This window comes from Treponema sp. UBA6852, assembly GCA_002449305.1.
Taxonomy (GTDB): Bacteria; Spirochaetota; Spirochaetia; order Treponematales; family Treponemataceae; genus Treponema_D.
Window position 1 is genome coordinate 20,666 of sequence record DKDI01000007.1, and the last position, 26,518, is coordinate 47,183.

The following is a 26,518-nucleotide window of genomic DNA, read 5'->3' on the forward strand; positions in this document are numbered from 1 at the left end:
TGCGAATTTTTGTTTGGTCAACTTTGAAATTTCCTTAAAAGTTGACTATCATTTTGTTTGACGTTATTATATCAGAATGAATGTAATCCTTGGTATTTCTGCTGCCGAAGGAATCGGAATTGGAAAAGCGTTTGTTCTTCCAGATGAGCAGGAACGAAAAATCCCCAAAAGAAAAATTTCAGCTCAGGAAGTTGACATTGAATGGCAAAGGTTGACTGACGCTTGCTCTCAAGTTCAAAAAGAATTTTCTGATTTTCTTTCGAGCGAGGATATTACAAAGGATCAGCGTGAAGTTCTTGAAACTTACCAGCTTATGCTTTCAGATCCTGTTTTTATGAAAGAGCTTCAGGATTTCTTTTCGAAAAAGCTGCTTAATATAGAATATTCTTTGGATTTTAAAGTCAGGGAATATGCGGATATGCTTCGTAACAGCCACAACGGATATTTGGCGGAGCGCGCACAGGACATTGAAGATGTTTTTAACCGTGTCCTTGATATTTTGCTTGACTATCATCCGTTTGACATTTGGCTTGTTCCTGACGGTGCAGTTATTATCGGCCGCTCTATGAAAACCAGCGACACAGTAATTCTTGGAAAACGGAAAATTGCCGGGCTTGCTCTTACAGAAGGAAGCAGCGCGTGCCACGTAGCCATTCTTGCAAAAAGCTACGGAATTCCTGTTGTTGTTGGAATTGAAGATGCGGCGAATCTTGCCCAAAATGGAGAAACAATTGTTGTTGATGGAAACATCGGTGAACTTATAATTCAGCCTGACGCGGCGACTTTGACAAGCGCAAATGCAAAAATTGTTTCCGAGCAAAAATATAGAGTCAACCTTCAGAAATTCAAGGATGTTCCTGCGGCAACTGAAGACGGAACTATTTTTAAACTTTATGCGAATATTGGAACTCCGGAAGAAGCTCAGCTTGCGTTGGATAATGGCGCAGACGGAATTGGACTTTTTAGAACAGAATTTCTTTTTATGAATTCCGCGCAAAAATTCAGCAAGCAGTCTTCGTCTTCTTACACAAATTCCATGAGCGAGGATGCGCAGTTTGAAGCCTACAAGCGTGTCCTGCAAATAATGGGTGACAAACCTGTTACTATAAGAACTCTTGATGCGGGCGGAGACAAGATTGTTGAAGGCTCTGATATTCCTGCCTTTTCTGAAAAAAATCCGCTGATGGGATTACGCGCAATAAGAATGTCTCTTTACTGTCCTTCTGTTTTTAGAACTCAGCTGCGGGCTTTGTATCGTGCGAGCGTCTACGGAAATTTGAGAATTATGCTTCCGCTGATTACTGATGTTTCTCAAGTTGAAACTGCGCTTGGAATTGCAAAAGGAATTCGCATTTCTCTAAAAGAAGACAACATTCCTTTTAATCCAGATGTTCCGATTGGAATAATGGTCGAAACTGCCGCAGCTGCAATTTGCGCGGACTGCCTTGCTCCTTACTCGAAGTTTTTTTCGCTTGGAACAAATGACTTGACCCAGTATGTTCTTGGCGTTGACCGTGAAAATCAAGCTGTGAATCCGCTGTACAATGAATTTAGCCTTGCCGTTTTGCGCATGATAAAAAATACAATTTTAAATGCTGAAAAATTCAACATTCCTCTTTCTGTCTGCGGAGAAATGGCAGGCAACAAAGAAAGCGCTGTTATTCTTGCCGGAATGGGCGTTAGAAATTTAAGCATGATTCCAAAGCAAATTCCAGTTATCAAGGAAATGCTTTCTCATTTTTCAATAAAGGAACTTGAGAATCTTTCGAACCGTTCAGTATTTTAAAATTCAGGAAATCAGATGAAAAAAAATAAAAAGAAAAAGCCGGATTTTTCAAAACCAAAGCCAGAAAAAAAAGATGTGCTTGAACTTCAGCAGGCAGAAGAAAAAAAAGATGAAGAAAATTCTTCTGTAAAAAAAGAAATTGAAAGCCGCAGAAAAGAACGCAGCCAGAAATTTTTCCCAGACAGAATATATAACAATCTTCCATTGATTGTAATTGCCGGTCGTCCTAATGTTGGAAAATCAACCTTGTTCAATGCTCTTACGCATACAAAGCGCGCCATCACAGATCCAACTCCCGGAGTTACGCGTGATCCTGTTGAAGGAACTTGCTTTTTGTCAGGGCTTCCAGTTCATCTTATGGATACGGGCGGATACAAACTTACTCGGAATTTTAAATCTCGTGAAAGTGAAATGGATGATCTTGTTGTGGAAAAAACTGTCAGCATGTTTCAGAAAGCAGATAGAATTCTTTTGCTTCTTGATGCGACTGAAATTAATTCCGAAGACGAAGAGCTTATTCATTTGCTTAGAAGTTATTCCGACAAATTGATTGTTGCCGTCAATAAAACCGAAGGCGGAAAAAATGAGCATCTTGCCTACAACTACATGAAGTATGGATTTAAAGACATTTCGCTTATTTCTGCATTTCATGGCGATGGTCTGAATGTTCTTCAGGAAAAAATGATTGAAGGACTTGATTTTTCAAAAGTAACTGAAGGCTCTGAAGAAGAGAAACCGATACGCATTGCTATTCTTGGAAAACCTAACGTTGGAAAATCAACTTTGAGCAATGCTCTTACCCATACGGAATCTTCTATTGTGAGTGACTACGCAGGAACAACTCGTGATGTTGTTGAAGGAAGTTTCCGTTATAATGGACGTGATATTCAGATTTTGGATACCGCCGGAATAAGGCGAAAATCCAAAGTCAAAGAAAATGTTGAATATTATTCCGTGAACCGCGCCATAAAAACATTGGATGAATGCGACATTGCTTTTATTATGGTTGATGCGGTTGAGGGGTTGGCGGAACAAGATAAAAAAATTACAGGGCTTGCTTTTGAAAGAGGTCGCGGTGTTATTTTTATTTTGAATAAATGGGATTTGCTTGAAGACCAGGGAAATAAAACTGTAAAGAAAACAAAAGAATGGATTCAGGCAATGTTTGGTCAGATGAACTGGGCTCCGATTATTCCGTTGAGCGCGAAAAACCATGACGGTATAAAAAATCTTATGGACACTGCGTTGGAAATTTATAGCCAGCTTACACGCAAAGTTGACACTGCATCTTTGAATGCAGCGTTAAAAGACTGGCTGTTTAAATATCCGCCGCCAGCAACAAAATCAATTCATTTTAAAATCCGCTACATGACTCAGACTAGCATTAATCCTGTAAATTTCTTGATTTTTGCAACCCGGCCAGACAATGTTCCTTTGACTTATGTTACTTACTTGAAAAATAGAATCCGCGAAGACTTGGGCTTTGATTACATTCCGGTTCAAATTGAAATGAAAGCCAGCCGTCAAAAGTGGCAGAACAGAACTGAACAAAATGAAAAGGAACGCTGATGGCGCAATACAGCATCGGGCAAGTTGAAAAAATTACCGGGGTTAAGTCGCACGTTTTGCGTTATTGGGAAGAAACTGTTCCAGGCTTTGCTCCGCGGAAAGATTATTCCGGCCGAAGAATTTATTCGCAGCGTGATGTGGAAATTGTTTTAAGGCTGAAATATCTAATTTATGTAAAAAAGTTTACGATAGAAGGCGCAAAAAATCAGATTATAGAAGATGCGGAAAATGTTCAGAACAATCCAGATGCTGTAATGGAAATTAGAAAAATTCGGGCGGATTTGAGCGAGCTTTTTTTTGAAATTCAAAAAGCCAAGAAGCAAGAGGAAAATTAATGGAAGATAAAATTCAACTTAAGTGGTACGAAAAACGGCAGGGAATAAAGCTTAAGGATAAAATAAAATCTGAACAGAGAAAAAAAGAATTTCTTGAAAAGCAGAATTCAAAGAAAAACAATGCTTCTGAAAAAAAACAGCTAAGTTCAAAAAGAATTCATTCTCTTCAAAAATCCAAATTTATAAAGCCGCTGGAAGATTTATTTTCTGCTGAAAAAATTCCAGAAGATGCAAAAAAAATAATTGAAGAATTTGACAAAGTTGTTGAGTCAACGCATCCGCTTAATTCCAAGCAGAAACTTTTGCTACCAAAGCAAATTCGTAGCCTTAGCCATTTTCTTACGGATGAACGTGGAGAGCGTCGGCTTGGCTATATGAATCAGACTGTTCTTTTGAGCGCGTATGTTCATTATTATACTTGGTGGAATCTTGTGCGGCTTGTTCGGCTTTTTTCAAATATTGATAAAAAGTTTTTTGATGTAAAAGATTCTTCTGTTTTTCTTGATCTTGGTTCTGGACCTCTTACTGTTCCTCTTGCGCTTTTTTTGTCTCGTCCTGAGCTTAGAAAAAAACATATTACTTTTTATTGCCTTGACATTTCACAGCAGGCTTTGGCTTTTGGTGAAAATATTTTTTTGTCAGTTGCCGCGCGTTTAAAATGCGAGCCGTGGAAAATTGTCCGTGTGAAAGGCGAGCTTGGTTCATCTGTAAGGGAAAAAGCGGATTTTATTATAAGCGCAAATCTTTTCAATGAGCTTTGTGATGATTTTAAGAATCCGCCGGATTTTCTTGCAAAAAAATATACAGAACAAATTCTTTCATATTTAAAATTTGAAAATGAAAATGCGCGGTATATTATTGTAGAGCCAGGCGATCCGCGTTCAGCGCGGCTTGTAAGTTTAATGCGTGACAGTTTTATGCGGCGCGGATTTTTTCCAGTTTCTCCTTGCACGCATTTTTGCCAGTGTCCCATGGATGGAAAAAAAGGTGGCAAATGGTGCAACTATGCTTTTAAAACAGATGACGCCCCCGCTGAACTAAAAAGGCTTTCTGAAAAATCCGAGCTTCCAAAGGAAAGGGCAGTACTTTCTTTTGTTGCGTTTCAAAAATCAAAAGACGGACAAATAAATGGATGCAACTGTTTTTCAGATGAAAGGCAAGAATTTATTTCAATGCGAATAACAAGCGAACTTATAAAACTTCCAGGCGGAAGAAGCGGATATTACGCTTGCTCAGAAAAAGGACTTTTGCTTGTTGTGACTTCACAGCAGTTTTTGAGCGGACAAAAAATCAGAGTGCTGAATCCGCAAAAAAAACTCCCGATTGATTCAAAATCAGGAGCTTATATTTTGGAACTTTAGTCTTTGTAAAGTTTTGCAAGTTTATCTTTGTAAATATCTGCAACCCTATAGCGCATCATTTCTTGCTTTGCGCTTAGTTCTACTCCAACCTCAAAAGGCTTGGTTATTACTGCGATTTTGTTTATGCGTTCAAAAGACTTGAATCCATTTTTTGCGCTGATTGACTCAAATACCTCGCCTTCAAGAAGTTTTTGAATCGCTTCAGTTTCTGCAAGTTCTTCATAGGAGCCAAAAGTGATTCCGTTTTCTGCTGCATAAGTTTCAATCGCATCTTGATCTGGCAAAATAAGCGCTACAAGATATTTTTGGTCGATTCCTTTTTCGTTTGTTCCGAATACAACAGAAGTTGAAATAAATCTGGATTCATTTATTTTAGCTTCAATTGGAAGCGGCTCAATATTTTCTCCGCCTTGAAGAACTATTGTGTCTTTTTTTCGTCCTCTAAGTTGAATCTCATTATTTACGGAAAGAATTGCAATGTCGCCAGTGTCAAACCAGCCGTCCACGGTCATAACTTTATCTGTTAAATCCGGGCGTTTATAGTAGCCTTGCATAACACAAGCGCCTTTTATCTGGAGAGTTCCTTTTTTGCATCTGCCAAGGATAATTCCGTCGTCGTCAACAACTCTTACTTCCATTCCGCGCAAAGGAGTTCCAACGTTTCCGAAAATAGGATCTGCAATCGGACGGACGCTTATAATAGGAGATGTTTCTGTAAGTCCGTAGCCTTCCTGAATGTTTACGCCGATTGCCCAGAAGAATGAGTCAACATTTTTAGGAAATGCTCCGCCGCCTGCAATTCCGGAGCGGAAATTTTTTCCGACCATCGCTTTGATTTTTCTAAAGACAAGCAGGTTTCCAAGAAGTTTTATCGGATAAAGAAGCAGCCACGGCCATACAAGAATTGGCCACCAAAAGCCAAGATAATCTGGACCGAACCGGGTGTTTTTTCTTCTTAGCTTTCTGTCAATTTTGCTCCACAATAATGCTTCCGCAACAAAAAATCTGAAGAGCGCAAATGCGATTCCGCCTGTTTTTCTCATTTTGCGCCAGATTCCGTCATAAACTGCTGACCAGACACGCGGAACTGCCGGCAAAAGATAAGGATCCAGTTTCTGCAAATCTTGAAGAAGAACGCTTCCAATCGGCTTGCTGTAGCAAAGAGTTCCGCCTTGAGCGATAATTACATATTCAACGGCCCTTTGGAAAGCATGCCATACGGGAAGAACAAGCAATGCGCGCTCCCCAGGATTTAAAAATATTCTCTCTGTAACTTCGTCAAGCTGGCATAGAATATTTCCGTGGCTTAGCATTACGCCTTTTGGAGTTCCTGTTGTTCCGCTTGTAAAAATTATTGTTGCAAGATCGTCTGGCTTTCCTTTTTCAAGCTCCTGTTCAACTGCGTCTGGATGCTGTTTGCGCCATTCATGTCCTGATTTCTGCAAATCCCTGAAGCAAAGGCAAGCAACGTTTTTCTTTTCGCACTCTGATTTTGTGTCCTCGGAAACTTCTTCAAAGGAAATTATTGTCTTGAGTGTTGGAATTGATTTTTTTATATTCAAAAGTTTTTTTACTTGTGTTTCGTTTTCAACAATTGTGATTTCAACTTCTGAAAAAGAAAGAATGTAAGCAAGATCTGTTTCTGTTGCATCAAGTCCGCGCGGTGTGTCTATTGCTCCGATTGAAAGAAGTCCGATGTCTGCCTGTTCCCATTCTTCGCGGTTGTCAGCGATGAGTCCGACTCTGTCCCCTCGTTTTACACCGATGTCCAAAAGCGCGCCGGCAAAGTCCATGGCATTTTCAAATAAATCGTGGTAATTTATTTCTTTGTATTCGCCTGACTTTGTTCTTGAAAGCTGCGCTGAAATTTCAGGCCACTGGATTGCGCTTTTTCTGACTAATTTTGGAAGTGTATCTCCGAATTTGTAATTCATATAGACCTGCTTGATTGTGTTTGATTTTTAGTAAGTTTAAGTGAAAAAAAAAAGAGTTACAATGAAAATTAAAGAAATTTGTATAAATTTTTTATAAAAAAGACAGAATTTTATAATAAATAGTCGCAATTTTATATGTGTTATTTCTTCAACAATGCTAATAAATCTTGTTTTTTTTCCGAAAATCAACGTATGCCATCAAAACAGAATCTTTACAAAAAGCCCGATTACTGGTCTCAAAAAGCTTTCAAGGAAGGCTATCCTGCAAGAAGCGTTTATAAGCTTCAGGAAATAGATGAAAAATTTGGAATGCTTAAAAAAAGTTCCATTGTTCTTGATTTGGGGGCAGCCCCGGGAAGCTGGACGGTCTGGCTTTTAAGAAATATAAAGCAGTCTGGAAAAGTTGTTTCCGTAGATTTGAATCCTCTTTCGAAAGATGTCAAGGCTGAAAATCTTGTTTTTTTTCAGGGCGATTTGCTTAGCGAGGAAATTCGGAATCTTATAAAAGCGCAGGGACCTTACGACTTGGTTGTTTGCGATGCTGCTCCTTTGACGACTGGAAACCGCACTATAGACACTTTGCGCTCAAAGGCGCTTGTTGAAATGGCAATTTGGTATGCGGGTGCAATGCTTAAGACTGGCGGAAATTTCTGTGTGAAAATTTTTCAGAACGGAGATCAGCAGAAACTTCTTATGAAAATGCGCGAAATTTTTACACAGGCAAAAGGTTTCAAGCCGGAAGCCTGCCGCACAGAATCTTTTGAAACTTATTTAATCGGTTTGAACAAAAAAATTTAGAGGCTGCTATGAAAAAAAATAAAATTGAGTTTTCAGATGATATGTGCTATAGTAAAACTCTAAAAATGAAATCATATTTAAAATTAACATTGACTTGCGCTTGTTCTATTGCAGGAATTGCGGCTTTTGTAACGGGAATTACATTTGGCGTTGTTCATTTTAAAAATTCAAGCGGTCAAGGCGGATTTGACTCAAATTCTTCATCTCATATTTCAAGTGAAATTTTTTCCGGCGAAGACATTCCTGTTCAGCCTGAATATAACGATAATGGGCTTTCATATATTTCATACCGCGTAAAAAAGGGCGACATGATTGGCTTTATTGCGGATGAATTCGGTGTTACTCAGGACACGATAATCAGCGTAAACAATATTCATGCTTCACGTTTGATTCAGATAGGTCAGTATTTAAAAATTCCTTCGCTGCCTGGAATTCTTTATACAGTAAGGGAAGATGGCGAAACTGTTGAGTCGATTTCAAAAAAATACAATGTTGACGCTCAAAAATGTTCTTCAGTAAACAACATTGGACTTTCTGAAAAACTTTCAGCTGGAAAATCGCTTTTTGTTCCTTATGCAGAGCTTGACTGGGTTACACGGCAGGAAATCAACGGGGACTTGTTCACAAAGCCGCTTAAGACACGCTTTTATTATTCTTCTATGTTCGGCTGGCGCACAAGTCCTTTTGATAGTTCAAAGAGAACGTTTCACGGCGGAATTGACATGGCCTGTGCGAAGGGAACTCCTATTTATGCGGCTCTTCCTGGAGTAGTTTCTGTTTGCGGAGATAATGCAGTATATGGAAAATATGTGATTGTTTCGCATCATTCTGGCTACAAAACTCTTTACGGACACATGAACGAAATTCTTGTAAGAAAAGGACAATTCGTTGACACAAATACAAAAGTAGGAAAGGTCGGAAGCACTGGAATGAGCACAGGTCCTCATTTGCATTTTACTGTTTACAAAAACGGTCGCTCAATAAATCCTGCGAATTTGTGGAAATAAGGTATTTTTTTTAGTTCGTTTGGATTTAAAAATTTCTTTAGCCAGCTTTTATATGCTGTAAGTTTATGCTGCTGTAATTCAGTTTACAAATATTTTATTAAATTATATAATTTGATTTATGGCAGATTTGCTTTCAGATATACAATTCAATGAATTTAGAAAACTCATTTACGATGCAAGCGGAATAACTTTTTCAGAGACAAACCGTTCGATTCTTGACAGCAGATTAAAGGAACGTCTGCGTGAAAAAAATCTAACAGATCCTCAGGAATATTACCGTTTGATAACTGGCAATAAAGAGGAATTTAAAGTTTTCCTTGACAGCATTACAACTAACCTTACAAGATTTTTTAGGAACCAGCCGCATTTTGATGCTCTTATAAATTACGTAATTCCTCATGTTATTGAAGATAAAAAACAAACTGTCGGGGATTTCAAAATCAGAATCTGGAGCGCGGGCTGTTCAACTGGCGAAGAACCTTACACTTTGGCGATGCTTTTAAAGGACAAGCTTCCGGCTCCTTATACATTTGAAATTATTGCTTCTGATATTTCTCTTAAATCCCTTATGACAGCGCAAAAAGGTTTTTACCCGGATTCACGCATTTCAGGAATTCCGCAGAACTACCTTGCTTCATATTTTACAAGAGTTGAAGGCGGCTATCAGGTTAAGCCAGAACTTATGAAGACAATCCGATTTGACTACCACAATTTGCGCTTTGATATGGGCGCAAGAAATTTTGACATTGTTTTTTGCCGAAATGTTCTTATTTACTTTGATGAGGCGGCGCAGAAAATAACAATCGACAATTTTTGGAAGTCAATGGCTCGTCATTCTTATCTTTTTATTGGACATTCTGAAAGCCTTTTTGGAATGGACACAAAATTTGAATTTTTAAAAACACCGTGGGCTTGCCTTTATCAGAAGAATGAAAAATAAGCCCGCATTTTTCCTGCGGAGATTTTGTGATGGACAATATTGAAGTACTTGTTTGCGATGATTCAGCGTTGATGCGAAATCTTATTTCAAGAATTGTAGACGAAACCGAAGGCATGAAAGTCTGCGGAACTGCAATGAACGGAAAATTCGCGCTTCAGAAGATTCCGTTTCTTAAGCCGGATTTGATTCTTCTTGATATAGAAATGCCTGAAATGACAGGCGTTCAGTTTTTGGAAGAGCGCAAAAAACGCGGCATGGACATTCCTGTTGTAATTCTTTCTTCTATAGCAACAAAAGGCGCGGCTGTAACAATGCAGTGCCTTGAGCTTGGTGCAAGTGATTTTATTACAAAACCTTCCGGCTCTGTTTCAAGCAATATCGCTTCAGTTTCAAGCGCGATTATTGAAAAAATTGCTTCTTACGGCGGAAGATATGCCCGCAAAAACGGGAAAAATATTCCATTAACAGAAACTTTTGTAAAGCAGGCAAAACTCCGTGAAGCAGAAGCCGCTGCAAAAAAAGAAGGCATCATAGATAAAATTGCTCCGGCGGCTCTATCGCAGGAAACTTTTTCGCCAGTTTTATTTACTTCAAAAAGAAAGGAACCGGACGTTATTGTTCCGCTTAGAGAGCCCGGCAGAATTGAAGTTGTTGCCATAGGAATTTCTACTGGCGGACCTAACGCTCTTAGAGAAGTTTTTGCGCATCTTGATCCTAAGTTTTCACGGCCAATACTTGTTGTTCAGCACATGCCGGCAGGTTTTACAAAGGAATTCGCCGCAAGCTTGGATAAAATTTGTCCGCTTTCAGTAAAAGAGGCGGAAGACAAAGATGAAATTCATCCTGGACAGATTTATATTGCTCCTGGAAACTTTCATATTGTTGTGGAAAAATCAACTTTGTGCAATGTAATTCGGCTTTCTAGCGCAGATCTTCGCAATGGGCACAGGCCTTCTGCAGACTGGCTTTTTGAATCCGTGGCGAAAATTTACCAGAACAGAGCGTTGGGCGTTATAATGACTGGAATGGGTCGCGATGGAGCTGCTCAGCTTGCGGAAATGAGAAAGCAGGGTGCTTGGACTTTGGGACAGGACGAAGAATCATCTGTTGTCTATGGAATGCCTCGTGTTGCCTATGAGCTTGGCGCTGTCCAAAAGCAAGTTTCGTTGGAAAGCATGGCAAACGAAATGAACACTCTTGTAAGAGAGCACGGAAAATAATTTGTCATCTTCGAGCCTTGAACTGAAGATCTGTTTAACTTTATAAAAGATTCCCTTGTCAAGCAAGAAAATGACAGTTGTAATTAAAAAAAATTGTTTTACCAGTGTCCCGAAGCTCCGCCGCCGCCAAAACTTCCGCCGCCGCCTTTTCTAAAGCTGTCTGAATTCCTTCTGCTGGAATTTCCTCCGCCAAAAATAAAAGGCAAAAGCCAAAGGTTTCTTCCGCGCCCAAATATTACAAAAATAAGCACTACAAAAAAGACAAAAGCAAGGACAGAAAAAAGACTTTCCTCTTCATCTTCTTCCGCAGAATTTTCCGCTTGAGGCTGGTTTTCTGTCATTGTTTCATCGCTTGCTAAAACAGAAGCAATGGCTTTAATTCCGCTTTCTATTCCTTCAAAATATTTTTCCTGCTTAAACAGCGGTGTTATTTTGTTGCGGATTATGCGCGCGCAAACTGCATCTGTAAGAATTCCTTCCGCGCCGTATCCAGTTTCAATTCTTACTTCGCGCTCTTTCATGGCGACTGTGAGCAGAACCCCGTTGTCAGTTCCTTTTTGACCGAGCTTGTATTGTTCCGCGTGTTTCATGCTGAATGATTCAATGTCTTCTTCGCCTAAATTTTTTACAACAATGACTGCAATCTGAATTCCTGTGCGCTCTTCTAAATTTGCAATGAAAGATTCAAGCTGACTTAGCTCCGATTTGGAAAAAATTCCTGCGTTGTCTAAAACCGGTTTATATATTCCGTCGGCTTCATTGCTAAAAGTTGCTTTGGTTTGTCCGCTCTTGCTTTTTGCTGAAAACGACAGAAACGCTACAATGAAAAATGTAAGAGCAAGAATCCAGATGAAATTTTTGTTCTGTTTGCTTTTGTCGAAAAAAGATGCGCTCATTTTTTAGCTTCCGAATTAAAACGAAACTTCCGGGGCTTTTGCGGCTTTTTCTTCTGAACGGAAATAAGCTTTCTTTGTAAAGCCGAACATTTTTGCTGTTAGAACGCCTGGGAATTTTTGAATTGCTTTGTTGTATTCACTTACTGCATCGTTGTATCTTTTGCGCTCCGTGGAAATTCTGTTTTCAATTCCTTCAAGCTGACTTTGCAAGTCAAGAAAATTTTCGTTCGCCTTGAGTTCCGGGTAGCTTTCTGTTAGAGCAAGAAGGCGCCCTATGCTTGCAGAAAAAGTGTTTTGTTCAGCCTGAAACTGAGCGAATTTTTCAGGATCGTCTGTTATGTCAACGTTTACAGTTCCGCCGAGTTTTGAGCGGGATTCTGCAATCTGTGTGAAAACACCTTCTTCATGCGAAGCGTAGCCTTTTACAGTTGCCACAAGATTCGGAACTAAGTCAGAGCGTTTCTGATATTGATTTTCTACGTTTGCCCACTGCTGCTCAACTGCTTCACGCTTGTCGATGAGTCCGTTGTATCCGCAGCTTGAAAATGCAAAAAGGCACAAAAAAAATGCCGCTAAAGTGTAAAAAGTTTTTCTCATAATATAGAAAACTACGCAAAAAACGCTTTTTGGTCAAGTTTGGTAATTTCTTTTATTCCTATATTGAATTTTTTACTATTTGAAAGTATCTTTATAAGAGCGTGTTTTACGCTTTTTTATTTCACGGTACGAGGTTTGCTATGGCAACAATGAAATATGATTTTTCAGTGGAAAACTTGGGAGAATGCAAAGTAAAGTCTCCTATTGAACTTTCTTTGGAGCACGGAAATTTCCGCGCAGCTTATGTTACAGACAATTCTTATGTTCGCCGCCAGGTGAATGTCTATAAAGGCGTTGAAGAGGATTGCGATGACAAAGCCAAGTTCATGGAAAAAGCAGGTCCTCGTGAATACATTTATTTTAATCCGGCTCACGTTACAGCTGGAATTTGCACTTGCGGAGGTCTTTGCCCTGGACTTAACGATGTAATCCGCGCTGTTGTCCGCTGTCTTTGGAACCGCTACGGTGTGCGCAGAATCAAGGGAATTCAATTTGGCTATAAAGGATTCTTTGCAGAGCAGGGATACGATACAATCGACCTTAACCCGGACAATGTTGATGCAATCCATAAAATCGGCGGAACTTTCCTTGGAACTTCACGCGGAGGCGGAGACAGAACTTCTGACATTGTAGATTCCATTGAGCGCATGGGAATCAACATGATGTTTATCATCGGTGGAGACGGAACCCAGAGAGGCGCGCTTGATATTGCAAACGAAATTGACCGTCGCGGACTTAAAATTTCAGTTGTGGGAATTCCAAAGACAGTTGACAACGACCTTCAGTTTATTGACCGCTCGTTCGGATTTGAAACTGCTGTTCAGAAAGCTACTCAGGCCGTAAATTCAATCCACATGGAAGCGCATTCTCAAATTAACGGAATTGGTCTTGTAAAGCTTATGGGACGCGAATCTGGATTTATTGCGACTGCGACTGCCCTTGCAAGCCACGAAGCTAATTTCTGCCTTATTCCGGAAGTTCCTTTTGACTTGGACGGACCGAACGGATTGCTTGCCCATCTTGAAGCACGTCTGAACGAACGTCATCACGCTGTAATTGTTGTTGCAGAAGGTGCTGGACAAGAGCTTTTGACTTCTACAAATCAGACTGACGCTTCTGGAAACAAAAAACTTGCGGACATCGGTGTTTACCTCCGCGACAGAATCACTGAATATTTCGCTTCAAAGAAAATCCATATCAATCTTAAGTACATTGATCCAGGATATGAAGTTCGCGCGGCTGTTACAACTGCTAATGATTCTATTTATTGTGAGCGTCTTGGAAACAATGCGGTTCATGCGGCCATGGCAGGAAAAACAAAGATTGTAATTGGACTTGTGCATGACAAATATGTTCACATTCCAATTTCAATGGCAACTTTGAAGAGAAACATTGTTGACCCGGAAAGCTCATTGTGGCGCGACTGTCTGGATGCTACTTTGCAGCCTGTATATATGGTGAACAATATCAACACTGTTGTAGAAAAACTTAAGAAAGATGCTGACGAGGCAGAAGCAAAAGCGCTCGCCCGCCTTGAAAAAGTCAACGGAATGAAAAACAGCTAAATTAAAATATTTTGCTGAATAAACGGGCTGCCTTGCCGAGATTGAAAAGTCTTGTGCGGCAGCTCATTTTTTTTGACTTGCATAGAATAATATGCTATAAATGAAGAAGATTTTGTTTTCAGAATCTAAGGAGAACTACTATGGTAAAGAAAACTAAACGGGTTGCTGCAATGGTATTTGCCTTTGCATTTGCGGCTTCAGGACTTTTTGCAAAGCCTCTTACTGTAAAAGGTGTAGACGGCGAAATTACAATCGATATTCCAGATGATGTTTATAATATGGTTTCTGGAAGAGTTGATGAAATTAACAATGCGTTGCGTGAAAACGGTGTTAAAAAAAGTCAGATATCTAATGCCGCTGACAAGGTAAATGAAGCCTATGTAAACATCAAAAAGTACATTCCGACAGACTCTCCATTTACTGTTGCAGAAAACGGACTTAACGACTTTTGCGATGACCTTGCGGATGTTATTCCGAACTCGCAGACTCAGCAGAATGTTTATGCGGAAGCTTGGATTGGAAAGATTTTCCCGGGATTTCACTTTGGCGCTGGTGTTAACGCCGGAGTTTCAGCCCTTGACGTTTCTACGCTTAAAGATGCTGCCCTTGCGCTTGGTGTTGATGACGTAAAAGATATAAACGACACTCTTGTTTTCCCGACAATTACTGTGGATGCGCGTCTTGGCGGAATAATTCTTCCGTTTGATATTGGCATTACTGCAATGTCAATTGACACTTCAAAAATAGGCGCAGTTGACGAAGCTATTGATCCTGTTGCAATCGACTTCTTTACTCTTGGAGCAGACATCCGCTATGCGATTTTTCAGGGTGGATTCATGCGTCCAAAATGGTCTGTTGGAGCCGGATTTTATTACACGAAAGGCGGTGTTGATGTAGACGATGACAGTGCAAAAGCTAGTCTTGACTTTAAGTCTACAACATTCATGGTAAACACACAGGCTTCTATCAAGGTGCTTTGCCTTGTTCCGTTTATTGGTGGACGCGCCTTGTTCTCAAAGACATCTGTTGACTGGAAGGTAAAGGCTGACTGGGCAAGCATTATTGCAGAAGAAAGTGATACTTATTACGATGGCGTTGCAGATGCGTTGACTTGGGGAATTCTTCCTAGCTCATTCAGTGGAAGCTCTTCTGGATTTTCTGTTTATCCACAGGTTTTTGGAGGAATCGGACTTGACCTTCTGTTCCTAAACCTTAGTGTAAGCGGAAGCTACGATATTGCATCAAAGATTCCTTCTGCGGCGGTCAGCGTGCGTGTTGCTTGGTAATATTTGAGTGCTGTTAAGTAGTTGTTTTTTAATTTGAAATAAAAATTAATAAATCACATAACAAGAAAGGCTGCCTGTTTTGGCAGCCTTTCTTAATGTTTTTTACGTCAGCATAATGACGTCTGGATTATCATTAGCTTGATAATATGCTTACCACTATAATGATAGACGGACTATCATTATACTGATACTGTGTTTTTCATTATAATGTATGAGAGCTGCACATTACGCTGTGTAACTCAGATACATTGCTATTTTTTCTGTTTCTTAAATGTCTGGATTCCTTCAATAACAAGAATTACTGCAAGAACTGCCATTGCCGCTGCGAATACAAGCTGGAACCAGTTTCCCCAGGCAAGAGCACCTTGCGCACCCTGAACCATTGCCGCAATCTTTTTGTATACAGTAAGAACAAGGCTTGTCAAAGTCGCCGCAAGCATAAATGCCATTGGAATAAAGAACATCTTGTTGTTTTTTCCTGCCTGACCGAGCCAAGCCGCAACCGCCATAAGCGCAAGTCCTGCTAAAAGCTGGTTTGCCGCTCCAAAAAGTCCCCAGATCTGGCTGAGCTTAAGTCCGCCAAGAACGCTTCCGATTACAACCATTGAGATTGTTCCAAAGAACGGATTTGCAAGAACTTTGCGGATTCCCTTTGCGTCTTTCCAAGAAAATTCTCCGTCTTTAAGGAAAAGCTCGCTGAACATAAATCGGCTCAATCTTGTTCCTGTGTCGAGCGAAGTAAGGGCGAATACAGAAACTGCAAGTGTAAGAAGAGCGTTTATTGTGTTGTAAATTCCGCTTCCTTCTTTGCCAAAAAGTGTTGCAATTCCAGCACCGAACGCCGCAGAAGGTGAACCGAATTTTCCTTGCTTCCATTGGCTCCAGATAACTCCTACAGAAATAAGGGCGATTATTCCAAGCGCGGATTCAATAAGCATTGAGCCGTATCCGATTGGCTTTGCGTTTTTTTCGTTGTCAAGTTGCTTTGAAGTTGTTCCTGTTGCAATCAGTGAGTGGAATCCAGAGCAGGCACCGCAAGCTACTGTTATAAAAAGCGTTGGGAAAAGGAATCCGGCCTGTGTCTTCCATCCTGTGAACGCTGGAATTGAAAATGCGATTGCAGAGCTTCCTTTAAATGCGTTGAATAAAATTCCTGCAAGGGCAACAAGCATCATGGCGTAAAGCAAAAAACTTGAAAGGTAGTCGCGCGGCTGAAGCATAATCCACACTGGAACAAGAGAAGCTACAGCTATGTAAACTCCGACAAAAACAATCCAGGCGTTGCGGCTCATTGCGAATCCAACATTAAGCCCGATTATTGTAACAATCACAATTCCAATTATTCCAAGGATTGTAGCCGGAAGTGTTTTTAGTCCGCATTTGTTTGTAATGATTCCGTAGATAACGGCAAGCACAATGAATAAAATTGAAATCATTGCGGTTGTCTGGTTGTTTGTCGGATTTGAAACAAAGCCGAACATTACAGGGCTTCCTGCCACAGTAAAGAATGTTCCTGCTACAACGTTTACAAACGAAGCGATTACAAGAATAAGAACAAGAAGCGCAAAAATAATAAAGAGTTTTTTTGCCTTTGCTCCCATCGTGTCGTTGATGATTTCGCCTACGGACTTTCCCTTGTGCCTTATAGATGCGAAAAGAGAGCCAAAGTCCTGGACTCCGCCGAAAAAAATGCCTCCGATTATGCACCACAAAAATACTGGAACCCATCCGAAAACCGCCGCCTGTATAGGTCCGTTGATTGGACCTGCTCCTGCGATAGAAGAGTAGTGGTGTCCCATAAGAACTGCCGGTTTTGCAGCCACGTAGTCAACTCCGTCTGGTGTTTCCTGCGCCGGTGTTTTTTTCGCCGGATCAATTCCCCATTGTTTTGCAAGCCACGAACCGTAAAAAACGTATCCGCAGAAAAGCAGAACAAGCGCCGCTAAAATAATCAGTAAAGCAGCCATCTCTTGTGCCTCCAAAAAAATATAAATGTGAATGAGTTTTGAAGCCCACTCAAAATTTGCTTAAAAGTTACAGCGGCATTTTAGAAAAAATACTGCGCAAATTTCTTCCGTGCCAGTTGAACCAAGTTTTTCTTTCTGAAAGATCGTAAACAATCAGACTGAAGCTGCTCCAGCCAAAAAATGAAAGCTTGTACGACTTGTGCAACTTGATTTTTTTTGCTTCCTTGGCTGCGTCTTTTTCAACTGAACTGGCAATGACAATCAGGCTTATGTCTGAATTTTTGTGACCGTAAAAAGGCTTTACTTTTGAAAGGCCGTCTGCCCAGGCCGAAATTGAAAGTTCCTTGAGTTTTTGCAATGAAAGTTTTTCTTCAAGCGCAAAGTAGACATATTCATTTGAATCCACCTCTGCAATTCTTGCCGACTTTGTTAAAAAATACTGTTCTTCGTGCGAATGGAATTCCGCAGTTGCGCAAAAAGTTCCGCATGGATTTTTTGAAACGTCGTAGTATTTTTTATATGAAAGCAAAACAGATTCAAGGCAGCTTTCTTTTGTCAATTCTGAAGCCTCGTTAAAGAAATTTCAGTATTTATTATATATCGGCTTGTAAAATGTTGCAACAAATTTTTGCTTTTTACTTTTCAAAACACTTAATATAGTTTAATATTATTTAAGTTTTTTCTTGATTTCTGGGGTTACAAATTAAAAAATCAAGAAACAGGGGTTGTTTATATGGAATACAATATTAAAAATGCTTATTGTAAACGTGTTTGGGATGACATTTCTGTACGCTATGCAGATCAGGGTCATTTTCTTCAGGCTGCTGGACTTGTTCTTGAAGCAATTTCTCCTGCGGTAGACAAAATGCCTGAGCTTGAGCAGTATGCTGTTCTTGAGCGTTTCGTTGAGCCAGAGAGAATTGTAATGTTCCGTGTTCCTTGGACTGACGATGCAGGAAAACCTCACGTAAACCGCGGATTCCGTGTTCAGTTTAACAGCGCAATTGGACCTTATAAAGGAGGCTTGCGTTTTTCTCCGGAAGTAGGACTTGATGTTTTGAAATTCCTCGGATTTGAGCAGGTTCTTAAGAATTCCCTTACAACTCTTCCAATGGGCGGCGGAAAAGGTGGTTCAGACTTTGATGGCCACGGAAAATCAGATGCTGAAATTATGAGATTCTGCCAGTCATTCATTACAGAGCTTTATCGTCATATTGGCGCAGACACAGACGTTCCAGCTGGAGACAAAGGTGTAGGCGGAAAAGAAGTTGCCTATATGTTCGGCCAGTACAAGAGAATTACAAACCAGTACACTGGAGTTCTTACAGGAAAAGGACTTTCATTCGGCGGTTCTCTTGCCCGCACAGAAGCTACAGGCTACGGACTTATTTACTTTGTTGAATGCATGCTTGCAAAAAAAGGCCAGGATTTCAAAGGAAAGACAGCTATTATTTCTGGAGACGGAAACGTTGCCCAGTACGCTGCTGAAAAACTTCTTCAGCTCGGTGGAAAGCCAATCACTTTGTCTGATTCAACTGGCTATATTCTTGATGAAGACGGAATCACTGCTGAAAAACTTGCCTATGTAAAAGAATTCCGCGCACGCAAAGAAAAAGTTGACGCTTATGTAAAGAAATTTCCTAACGCAAAATTCTTCAAAGGTGAAAAGCCTTGGGGCGTAAAAGCTGACCTTGCCTTGCCTTGCGCAACTCAGGATGAAATTTATCTTGAAGATGCAAAGAAACTTGTTGCAAACGGATGTATGCTCGTTGCAGAAGGCGCAAATATGCCTACACGTGCGGAAGCCATAAAGTATTTCCAGGAAAACAAAGTTATGTTCGCTCCTGGAAAAGCTGCAAACGCCGGCGGTGTTGCGGTATCCGGACTTGAAATGAGCCAGAACTCAGAGCGTCTTTCTTGGACATTTGAAGAAGTTGACTCTAAGCTTAAGCAGATTATGACAAACATCCACGACAACGCTTATGAAACTGCAAAAAAATACGCTACAGAAGGCGACTATGTTGCAGGCGCTAACATTGCAGGATTTGTAAAAGTTGCAAACGCAATGGTTGCCCAGGGATTGGTTTAATTTAACTGTCATTCCTGTGCTATGATACGGGAATCTGTTGCTGGTTTTTAGCTAGCTATTCAAAGGCTGCTCTTTAGGCTGAATTCATTTAGCTTAAAGGGCAGTTTTTTTTTGTTTAGAATTTGACAGCAAGACTTGCTTCATTTATATTGAAGTAAGGAAAGTAAGGAGATAAGATAAAAACAGCCGAAAATGGCGTCTGTTTTTATCTTTAAAAGTTTGCGTTGCAAACTTTCTTATCAACTGTTGTTTCTCACTTCGTTGCGAAACAACTTAAAAAGTCAATCCTAAAACTGAAGTTTTAATCTTGACTTTTTATGGGAGATTTTCTATGGAACTTGCAAAAGTAACATCAAAAGGTCAGATAACAATTCCTCTTATGATAAGAAATTTGCTTCAATTGAAAACTGGCGACAAAGTGTATTTTGAAGAAAAAAAAGGAAAAGTTTATATTGCAAATGCATCACAAATAGCTTTGGCGAATGCGCAAAATCAAATGCAGGGCGAAGCTGAAAAAGCAGGTTTTCAAACAGAAGAAGATGTTGTTGCCTACATTAAAGAATTAAGGAAAACTAGGTGAGAGTTTTTGTTGATACAAATGTCATAATCTCGGCAATGCTTTTTCCAAGCGGAAAAGTTGCAAGAGTTTTTTCTCATCTGCTTGAAAAACATACAGTTGTAATTTCTTCCTATACAAAAGAAGAATGTAATGAAGTCTTTGAAAGAAAATTCCCTGAAAAACTAAAACAGCTTGAAAACTTTTTTAACGGAATAAATTTTGAAGAATTTGCAACACCAAATAAAATTGATGTGAATAAATATCCAAAAATCAGAGATGTAAAAGATTTGCCAGTTCTTGCCTCTGCAATTTTGTCTGATTCGGATATTTTGTTGACTGGCGACAAGGATTTTGAAAATTTAAAAATCGATAAGCCTTTAATCTTTTCTCCTGCAAGATATTTTGAGCTGATAGATAAGTAAATTTTTACCTTCAGCAGTTTTTTAGAAAGGAAAAAGTTGCTTTTTTGCAGAGATTTTCAATTTCCTGCCAATTTTTTTCTTTTATGAAATTTTCGGGGCACATCCAGCTTCCGCCCACCGCGCCTACATTTTTACATAAAAGATAGCTTGAAAAATTTTCACCGTTTATTCCGCCTGTTGGAATGAAAACTGTTTGCGGAAAAGGTCCTGCCAGCGACTTTAGGAATTTTGTTCCGCCCATAACTTCCGCAGGGAAAAGCTTTAGGAAATTCAGGCCGGTTTCTATTGCCTGCTCAATTTCGCCCGGCGTGCATACTCCTGGAAAAAACGGAATTTCATGTTCAACGCACCATTTTACTGTTTTGGGATTGAATCCCGGGGAAACAAGAAAATCCGCTCCGGCATTTTGGGCTTTTTGCGCGAGGTTTGCGTTTATTACAGTTCCGGCTCCCACAAGAATATTCGGAAACTCTTTTTTTATTGATTCTATGCAGCCAGCGATTTTTTTTAGCCCGGTTTCGCCGTCGTTTGTTCTAAAGGTTATTTCAACAGCTTTCATTCCGCCGTTTGTAAGGGCGCGCACAAGTTCCATTGCATATTCTTTTTCCTGAATTTTTACGACCGGAATGATTTTTGCATTTTTGATTTTTTCTGCGGTTTGTTCAAACATGGAAATAAGTATTGCATAAAAAAAAAGAGGGCGCAAGAAAAACTTCTGGAAACGTTATTATTTTTGTAAGAAAATTACAAAGAATTTATAAAAAAAGTTTGACAAACCGAATTGACACGTGTATACTTTTTCGTGTTGAGCAACCGATTTTTCTTGTTTTATAAGAATTGTTGGTGTAAACTTTAAGCATTGCAGAACTTTTTGCTTTGCATTGTTTAATAAAATAATTTGGAAACGTTTTTATGGAAAGGTCCGCTTCTGTTGTTACAATTTCGGATATTGCCCAGGAACTTGGAGTTTCAAAGTCTACAGTGTCCCGAGTTATAAACTGCAAGGGGCGGATTGGCGCGGAAACCCGGCGGCGCGTAATGGAAAAAGTTCAGTCGTGCAACTATGTTCCTAATCCGATGGCAAAAGGACTTGTTTTGCGGCAGACTTTCAATATTGGCGTTGTTATTCCAAAAAATGAAGAGGACAATCCGTTTTTTCAGAATTGCCTTGTTGGAATTTCTGAATCTGTGTATAAGGCCGGCTATGACGCTTTGATTGTTGTTCAGAGCGGCGGAGATATTACTCCGTTAAGGCGGCTTGTTATAAATAGAAAGGTTGACGGCGTTATTTTGACTCGTCTTGAAGAAAAAGATGAATCCGTGGACTTTTTAAAAAGAGAAGGGATTCCATTTATTGCAATGGGCACACCCGGGGATGATGAGTTTTGCCATGTTGGAAGCGACCAGATTTCTGGCTGCTATGAAATGACAAAGTTTATGATAAGCCGCGGATGTGAAAAAGTTGCAGTTCTTGCGGGCGATAGCAAAAACAGCGTGAACACTTTTCGTTTTGAAGGATTTAAAAGAGGACTTGCTTCTTCTGGAATATCATTGGACGGCTGTGTCGTTCATTGGAATCTGGAATGCCAGAAAGATGTTTTTTCTGTTTTGCCAGATATTATGAAGGAAAACCCGCAGTGCCTTGTTTGCATGGATGACATTATCTGCGTCTATGTGCTTAAATGGCTCAAGCAGAATGACTATGAAGTGCCGGCTGACATTCAGGTGATTTCATTTTACGATAGCCAGGTTTTGGAGAACAATACGCCTCCAATTACGGCGTTGAATGTAAATGTTTCAAATCTTACAAAGAAGGCGGGAAATCTTCTTGTGGATATGATAGAAGGAAAAAAAGTTCCAAGCCACACAAAAGTTGGCTACGAGCTTAGAATAAGGGAATCTTTCCGCTGATTCGCGGTTGGAATATAAAAAGCTTCATTGTTTTATAATTAGGAGGACAAAATGAAGAAAGGTATTATTGCAGCTGTAGCTGTAGTATCTGCAGGTTTGCTCGCATTTACAGGATGCAGCAAGAAAGCTAAAAAGTCTGAAAAAATAACTCTTACTGTATGGGAGTCTCTTTTAGGACCAGATGAATTCATTAAACAGGCTGGAGCTAAATACACAGAGTCTCATCCGAATGTAGAAATCAAATTCGTAAACGTAGAACTTGGCGATTCAACAGGACAGATTGCCCTTGACGGACCAGCTGGAGTTGGCGCAGATCTTTTTGCTGCTCCACATGATAAGCTTGGCGAGCTTGTTAACGGCGGACACGTTGCTCCAACAGCAAACGCAGACGTTGTTGCAAAAGAAGTTCTTGGCGCTTGTTCAAAGGCTCTTACTTACGAAGGAAAAATGTACGGATACCCAGTAAGCGCAGAAACTTACGCTTTGTTCTACAACAAGGATCTTATTGCTGAAAAAGATGTTCCAAAGACTTGGGATGACCTTGCAAAATGGGCTATTGAATTCAACAAAAAGAATCCAGACAAGCGCGGATTTGTAATGGATGTAGGAAACGCATACTACTCAATTGTATTCACAACAGAAAACGGAAACCGCATCTTCGGTTCAACTGGAGCTGACACTTCTACAACATATCTTAACAACGATGATGCTGTAAACGGAATGAAATTCTTCCAGTCACTCAGAAACGCTCTTGATGTTCCTGCTGCTGACCTTTCAACTGGAGTTTGCGACGCTGCATTCCAGGGCGGACAGGCTGCAATGCACATTACTGGACCTTGGAACGTAAAGAACTTTGTTGACGCTAAATTGAACTTTGGTGTTGCGCCACTTCCTTCACTTCCTGGAGACACAGTTCCGGCAGCTTCATTCTCTGGAACACGCGCTATGTTTGTAAGCTCATACTCTGATCATCCGGAAGAAGCAGCTGACTTTGCTCAGTTCCTTATCAGCCCGGCTATGCAGCAGCTCAGATTTGACATCACAGGAGCTATGCCAGCAATCAATGTAAAAGTTTCAAGCGAATACATTGGCGGATTCCTCAACCAGCTTGACTATGCATTCCCAATGCCTTCTGTTCCACAGATGTCTGCTTTCTGGGATGCTCTTGGAAACGCTTCAAAGAACATTTGGAACGGTGCAGATGTTAAGAAAGAACTTGACGCTTGCAACGCTACAATCCTTGGAATGTAATTTAGCTTTCTTGCTATTGTAAACTAAGCCTATGGGCTGCCCAGAATTATCGAAAAGAATTTTTTGCGGCAGCCCTTTGTTTTCTTGCAAAATTTAAAAACAGTTTTATAAAAGACGGCATATTTTTGTCTGCCTTTTTAAGCACTTGTTGTGCGTTCCCACTGATTTAGGGTTTATCCAAACCGTAAAAACGGATGAGCCAAGGCCTTGAGCGTAAGCGTGCCTTGACCAGACGTATTCAATTGCGAGGTGTCTTATGCGGATAGAGTCCGATGGAAGTTCTGCAAAAAAGGTAAAAGTTGCATCTTTATGCTTCATGGGATTGTCCCATATTATTTACCTTAAACAATATGTCAAAGGCGCTCTTTTTGCTGCCCTTGAAGTTCTTTTTCTTGCTTTTCTGCCAGTTACCTGCGGAAAGATTTTTGATTTGATTACTCTTGGCGAACCTCAGCCTGATATTCCGGTTAAGCTTCGCAATAACTCTATGTTTATGCTTATCGACGGAATTCTTATTCTTTCGATAGTTGCTCTTTTTGTAGCGGCTTATGTAATTTCGGTAAGAAGCGCAAAAAAATCCTATGAAGAATACTGCAGGACTAAAAGATTCGTTTCTCAAAAGTCCTCTTTGGAAGAAGTTGGCAACAAGGCGTTCCCTATTACAGGTCTTGCTCCTTGTGTAGTTATGCTCCTTGTGTTTGTTGTTGTTCCGCTTCTTTTTAGCGTTGCGGTTGCTTTTACAAACTATTCTGCTCCTAACAACATTCCACCTAAAAATACTGTAGACTGGGTTGGCTTCCAGAACTTCAAGGCACTCCTTTTCGGCGGAACAAACTGGTCAGCTGGTTTTGCACGCATCGCAATCTGGACACTTGTATGGGCTGTGGCTTCAACTTTTACCTGCTACTTTGGCGGACTTTTGGTTGCCGTTCATTTGAATGAAAGCGGAATCAAAATAGCTCCAGTGTTCAGGTTTATATTTATCTTGCCTTATGCGGTTCCGGCTGTAATTACAATGATTTTGTGGCGCCAGATGCTCAACGGAACATTCGGAATTGTAAACAGAACTCTCATTGCCCTTGGAATTCTTGAGCAGGGAAGCACAATTCCTTGGCTTGGAGATGCTACGCTTGCAAAAATAATGTGTATTGTAATTAACCTTTGGGCTGGATTCGGCTATTTTATGATGCTTTCTATGGGAACGATGACAGCGATTTCCAAAGATTTGTACGAAGCTGCAAAGATTGACGGTGCAAACGGACCTCAGATTCTGCGCCACATTACAATGCCTCTTGTTCTTTATCAGACAATGCCTTTGATTATTATGAGCTTTACGCACAATATCAACAACTTCGGAATTATCTTCTTCTTAACAGGCGGAGATCCGACGGTTGCAGATTCCACAACCACAATGGCGGGTGGAACTGATATTCTTGTTACTTGGATTTACAAGCTTACAATTACAATGCTTAGATACAACTACGCTTCTGTTATTGCAGTGCTTATCTTCGTTGTTCTTGCGCCGTTTGCTATTTATCAGTTCAGAAATACCAAGGCTTATAAGGAAGGTGAAGTATGAGAAATTACCGTTCATTCAAGACAGTCAGCACAACTTTTTCTTATCTGATTTTTATACTGATTTCTCTTATTGTTTTTTATCCGCTTGTTTATGTTGTTGCCGCCGCTTTCGCTCCTGGAAACGGAATTGCAAACATGAATATTGTTCCTTTCAAGGACGGATTCACTCTCAAGCACTTTAAGTATCTGTTCTTTGAAACCCAGTACTGGCTGTGGTTTAAGAACACATTCATCATTGCTCTTTGGACAACGCTTCTTACTGTTGTGATTTCCTCATTGAGCGCTTATGTTTTTTCACGCTTTAAGTTCGTCTTTAAGCACACTCTTTTGATGAGCATGCTGATTCTTCAGATTTTCCCTTCATTTGTAGGAATGATTGCAATCTATGTAATCTTGAACCGTATCGGCGGACTTGACACTTTGTGGGGACTGGTGCTTGTTTACGTTGCAGGAGGAATTCCGTACAACACTTGGATGGTAAAAAGCTACATGGACACAGTAAGCAAGAACCTTGACGAAGCTGCAAGAATTGACGGTGCAAGCCACTTTAGAATTTTTGGAACAATCATTCTTCCTGTTACAAAGCCGATTATCACATTCTTGGGAATCTCAAGTTTTACAGGACCATGGATGGACTTTATCTTCCCGAAGATGGTTTTAAGAAGCCCTGAAAAACAAACACTTGCGCTAGGCTTGTTCTCTTTCGTTTCTGATAAAAAGAACGAGTTTACAAACTTCGCAGCAGGCTCTTTGGTAATCTGTATTCCGTTTGTAATCTTCTTCCTGTTCACACAGAAAGCAATGATGATGAGCATGGGAACAGCGGCTGTAAAAGAGTGACCCTCGAAAAAAAATAAAAAACTGTGAGCAAGAGCGAACAGTTTTTTATTTTTTAACCAATGTGCATTGAAATTTTCAAAATACTTGTGATTAAACATGAGCAAATATTTTGAAAATAACAAACGCAAGGCTTAATACCCCGAGAAAAAAAACGACTGTGAGCAAGAGCGAACAGTTTTTTATTTTTTAACCAATGTGCATTGAAATTTTCAAAATACTTGCGATTAAGCATGAGCAAATATTTTGAAAATAACAAACGCAAGGCTTAATGCCCCGAGAACCTGCTAAAGTAAAAAATCTTCTACATTGCTAAAGATTGTGATATTGCAATTTGAAATACAACTTTTTAGGAATATAATCCTGAATAGTAGGGGTGGTTGCAATTCATTCTGAAGGAATACTTCCTAAGAGGCTAAGAGAGTATTCCTAAGACCTGAAGTGAGTATTCCTAAGGGGCTTAGGAAGTATCGCTACGGCTCTTAGGAAGTATTCCTCAGCCTCTTAGGAAGTATCCCTTTTGTTTTTATGACAGAAAGTAAAAGTATCTTTTTTGTCATTCAGGGGCTTGAGACTATGTCATACTCCGGCTTGAATTTATGTCATTATC

At 40.1% G+C, this 26,518-nt stretch carries 23 protein-coding genes; 17 read left to right on the forward strand and 6 right to left on the reverse strand.

The genetic code is table 11. The annotated features are described in order from the left end of the window. The first annotated feature begins 76 nt into the window (after positions 1-76). The 4 genes from ptsP to B3209_RS02145 are packed head-to-tail and all read left to right on the forward strand — an operon-like array spanning position 77 to position 5,051. Entirely contained in the window at positions 77-1,786 is a 1,710-nt protein-coding gene (gene ptsP / locus B3209_RS02130) for a phosphoenolpyruvate--protein phosphotransferase (RefSeq protein WP_295795831.1), read from the forward strand. Positions 1,787-1,801: 15 nt separating this feature from the next. Then, complete coding sequence (gene der / locus B3209_RS02135; RefSeq protein WP_296665360.1) at positions 1,802-3,355, forward strand: ribosome biogenesis GTPase Der; 1,554 nt, start codon at positions 1,802-1,804, stop codon at positions 3,353-3,355. Continuing rightward, positions 3,355-3,690: a MerR family transcriptional regulator gene (locus B3209_RS02140; RefSeq protein WP_295795827.1), complete on the forward strand. Its 336-nt coding sequence runs from the start codon at positions 3,355-3,357 to the stop codon at positions 3,688-3,690. The genes der and B3209_RS02140 overlap by 1 nt, the downstream gene beginning before the upstream one ends. Next, positions 3,690-5,051, forward strand: a complete 1,362-nt coding sequence (locus B3209_RS02145) for a small ribosomal subunit Rsm22 family protein (RefSeq protein ID WP_296689719.1) — start codon at positions 3,690-3,692, stop codon at positions 5,049-5,051. Before B3209_RS02140 ends, B3209_RS02145 begins: the two co-directional genes overlap by 1 nt. On the opposite strand, the gene B3209_RS02150 is transcribed toward B3209_RS02145, so the two are convergent. Further along, positions 5,048-6,985 (reverse strand): AMP-dependent synthetase/ligase, encoded by a 1,938-nt coding sequence (locus B3209_RS02150; protein ID WP_296665356.1) that lies wholly within the window; start codon positions 6,983-6,985, stop codon positions 5,048-5,050. The two genes, B3209_RS02145 and B3209_RS02150, sit on opposite strands and share 4 nt — an antisense overlap. 192 nt (positions 6,986-7,177) lie before the next feature. Here B3209_RS02150 and B3209_RS02155 point away from each other — a divergent pair, with 192 nt between their 5' ends. From B3209_RS02155 to B3209_RS02170, 4 genes are all read left to right on the forward strand, one after another. Beyond that, the gene (locus tag B3209_RS02155) at positions 7,178-7,783 is read left to right on the forward strand and encodes an RlmE family RNA methyltransferase (protein WP_296665355.1); all 606 of its coding nucleotides are present in this window, start codon (positions 7,178-7,180) and stop codon (positions 7,781-7,783) included. A gap of 8 nt (positions 7,784-7,791) precedes the next feature. After that, entirely contained in the window at positions 7,792-8,790 is a 999-nt protein-coding gene (locus B3209_RS02160) for a LysM peptidoglycan-binding domain-containing M23 family metallopeptidase (protein WP_295795820.1), read from the forward strand. A gap of 118 nt (positions 8,791-8,908) precedes the next feature. Further along, positions 8,909-9,730, forward strand: coding sequence for a CheR family methyltransferase (locus B3209_RS02165; RefSeq protein WP_296665353.1), 822 nt, complete (start codon positions 8,909-8,911; stop codon positions 9,728-9,730). A gap of 29 nt (positions 9,731-9,759) precedes the next feature. Beyond that, a complete protein-coding gene (locus B3209_RS02170; RefSeq protein WP_296665351.1) occupies positions 9,760-10,950 on the forward strand; it encodes a protein-glutamate methylesterase/protein-glutamine glutaminase in 1,191 nt (396 codons plus the stop codon). Positions 10,951-11,048: 98 nt separating this feature from the next. Here B3209_RS02170 and B3209_RS02175 read toward each other — a convergent pair whose 3' ends face one another. Together B3209_RS02175 and B3209_RS02180 are read right to left on the reverse strand one after the other, a co-directional pair. Next, positions 11,049-11,846 (reverse strand): TPM domain-containing protein, encoded by a 798-nt coding sequence (locus B3209_RS02175; RefSeq protein WP_296665349.1) that lies wholly within the window; start codon positions 11,844-11,846, stop codon positions 11,049-11,051. 15 nt (positions 11,847-11,861) lie between these two features. After that, the gene (locus B3209_RS02180; protein ID WP_295795810.1) at positions 11,862-12,443 is read right to left on the reverse strand and encodes a LemA family protein; all 582 of its coding nucleotides are present in this window, start codon (positions 12,441-12,443) and stop codon (positions 11,862-11,864) included. 140 nt (positions 12,444-12,583) lie between these two features. On the opposite strand from B3209_RS02180, the gene B3209_RS02185 reads away from it, so the two are divergent. Together B3209_RS02185 and B3209_RS02190 are read left to right on the forward strand one after the other, a co-directional pair. Continuing rightward, positions 12,584-14,008: an ATP-dependent 6-phosphofructokinase gene (locus tag B3209_RS02185; protein WP_295795808.1), complete on the forward strand. Its 1,425-nt coding sequence runs from the start codon at positions 12,584-12,586 to the stop codon at positions 14,006-14,008. 140 nt (positions 14,009-14,148) lie between these two features. After that, positions 14,149-15,294: a hypothetical protein gene (locus B3209_RS02190; protein WP_296665347.1), complete on the forward strand. Its 1,146-nt coding sequence runs from the start codon at positions 14,149-14,151 to the stop codon at positions 15,292-15,294. 251 nt (positions 15,295-15,545) lie between these two features. On the opposite strand, the gene B3209_RS02195 is transcribed toward B3209_RS02190, so the two are convergent. Continuing rightward, positions 15,546-17,261: a carbon starvation CstA family protein gene (locus tag B3209_RS02195; RefSeq protein ID WP_296689721.1), complete on the reverse strand. Its 1,716-nt coding sequence runs from the start codon at positions 17,259-17,261 to the stop codon at positions 15,546-15,548. A gap of 67 nt (positions 17,262-17,328) precedes the next feature. Beyond that, positions 17,329-17,820, reverse strand: coding sequence for a hypothetical protein (locus tag B3209_RS02200; protein WP_296665343.1), 492 nt, complete (start codon positions 17,818-17,820; stop codon positions 17,329-17,331). A 174-nt stretch (positions 17,821-17,994) separates the two neighbouring features. On the opposite strand from B3209_RS02200, the gene gdhA reads away from it, so the two are divergent. From gdhA to B3209_RS02215, 3 genes are all read left to right on the forward strand, one after another. Continuing rightward, complete coding sequence (gdhA, locus tag B3209_RS02205) at positions 17,995-19,350, forward strand: NADP-specific glutamate dehydrogenase (protein ID WP_296665341.1); 1,356 nt, start codon at positions 17,995-17,997, stop codon at positions 19,348-19,350. Positions 19,351-19,681: 331 nt separating this feature from the next. Further along, a complete protein-coding gene (locus tag B3209_RS02210; RefSeq protein ID WP_296014665.1) occupies positions 19,682-19,930 on the forward strand; it encodes an AbrB/MazE/SpoVT family DNA-binding domain-containing protein in 249 nt (82 codons plus the stop codon). After that, positions 19,927-20,331, forward strand: a complete 405-nt coding sequence (locus tag B3209_RS02215) for a putative toxin-antitoxin system toxin component, PIN family (RefSeq protein ID WP_296665336.1) — start codon at positions 19,927-19,929, stop codon at positions 20,329-20,331. The genes B3209_RS02210 and B3209_RS02215 overlap by 4 nt, the downstream gene beginning before the upstream one ends. Positions 20,332-20,341: 10 nt before the next feature. On the opposite strand, the gene eda is transcribed toward B3209_RS02215, so the two are convergent. Further along, on the reverse strand, positions 20,342-21,001 hold the full coding sequence (eda, locus tag B3209_RS02220; RefSeq protein WP_296665334.1) for a bifunctional 4-hydroxy-2-oxoglutarate aldolase/2-dehydro-3-deoxy-phosphogluconate aldolase: 660 nt from the start codon (positions 20,999-21,001) through the stop codon (positions 20,342-20,344). Between the two features lie 242 nt (positions 21,002-21,243). On the opposite strand from eda, the gene B3209_RS02225 reads away from it, so the two are divergent. The 4 genes from B3209_RS02225 to B3209_RS02240 all read left to right on the forward strand — a co-directional run bounded on the left by B3209_RS02225 (position 21,244) and on the right by B3209_RS02240 (position 25,911). Then, the gene (locus tag B3209_RS02225; RefSeq protein ID WP_295799461.1) at positions 21,244-22,242 is read left to right on the forward strand and encodes a LacI family DNA-binding transcriptional regulator; all 999 of its coding nucleotides are present in this window, start codon (positions 21,244-21,246) and stop codon (positions 22,240-22,242) included. A gap of 51 nt (positions 22,243-22,293) precedes the next feature. Beyond that, positions 22,294-23,493 carry a maltose ABC transporter substrate-binding protein gene (locus B3209_RS02230; protein WP_296091376.1) on the forward strand — a complete coding sequence of 400 codons (1,200 nt, stop codon included), beginning with the start codon at positions 22,294-22,296 and terminating at the stop codon, positions 23,491-23,493. Between the two features lie 256 nt (positions 23,494-23,749). Then, positions 23,750-25,072 carry a carbohydrate ABC transporter permease gene (locus B3209_RS02235; protein WP_295799456.1) on the forward strand — a complete coding sequence of 441 codons (1,323 nt, stop codon included), beginning with the start codon at positions 23,750-23,752 and terminating at the stop codon, positions 25,070-25,072. Next, positions 25,069-25,911, forward strand: coding sequence for a sugar ABC transporter permease (locus B3209_RS02240; protein ID WP_296091377.1), 843 nt, complete (start codon positions 25,069-25,071; stop codon positions 25,909-25,911). The genes B3209_RS02235 and B3209_RS02240 overlap by 4 nt, the downstream gene beginning before the upstream one ends. The last annotated feature ends 607 nt before the right edge of the window (positions 25,912-26,518 follow it).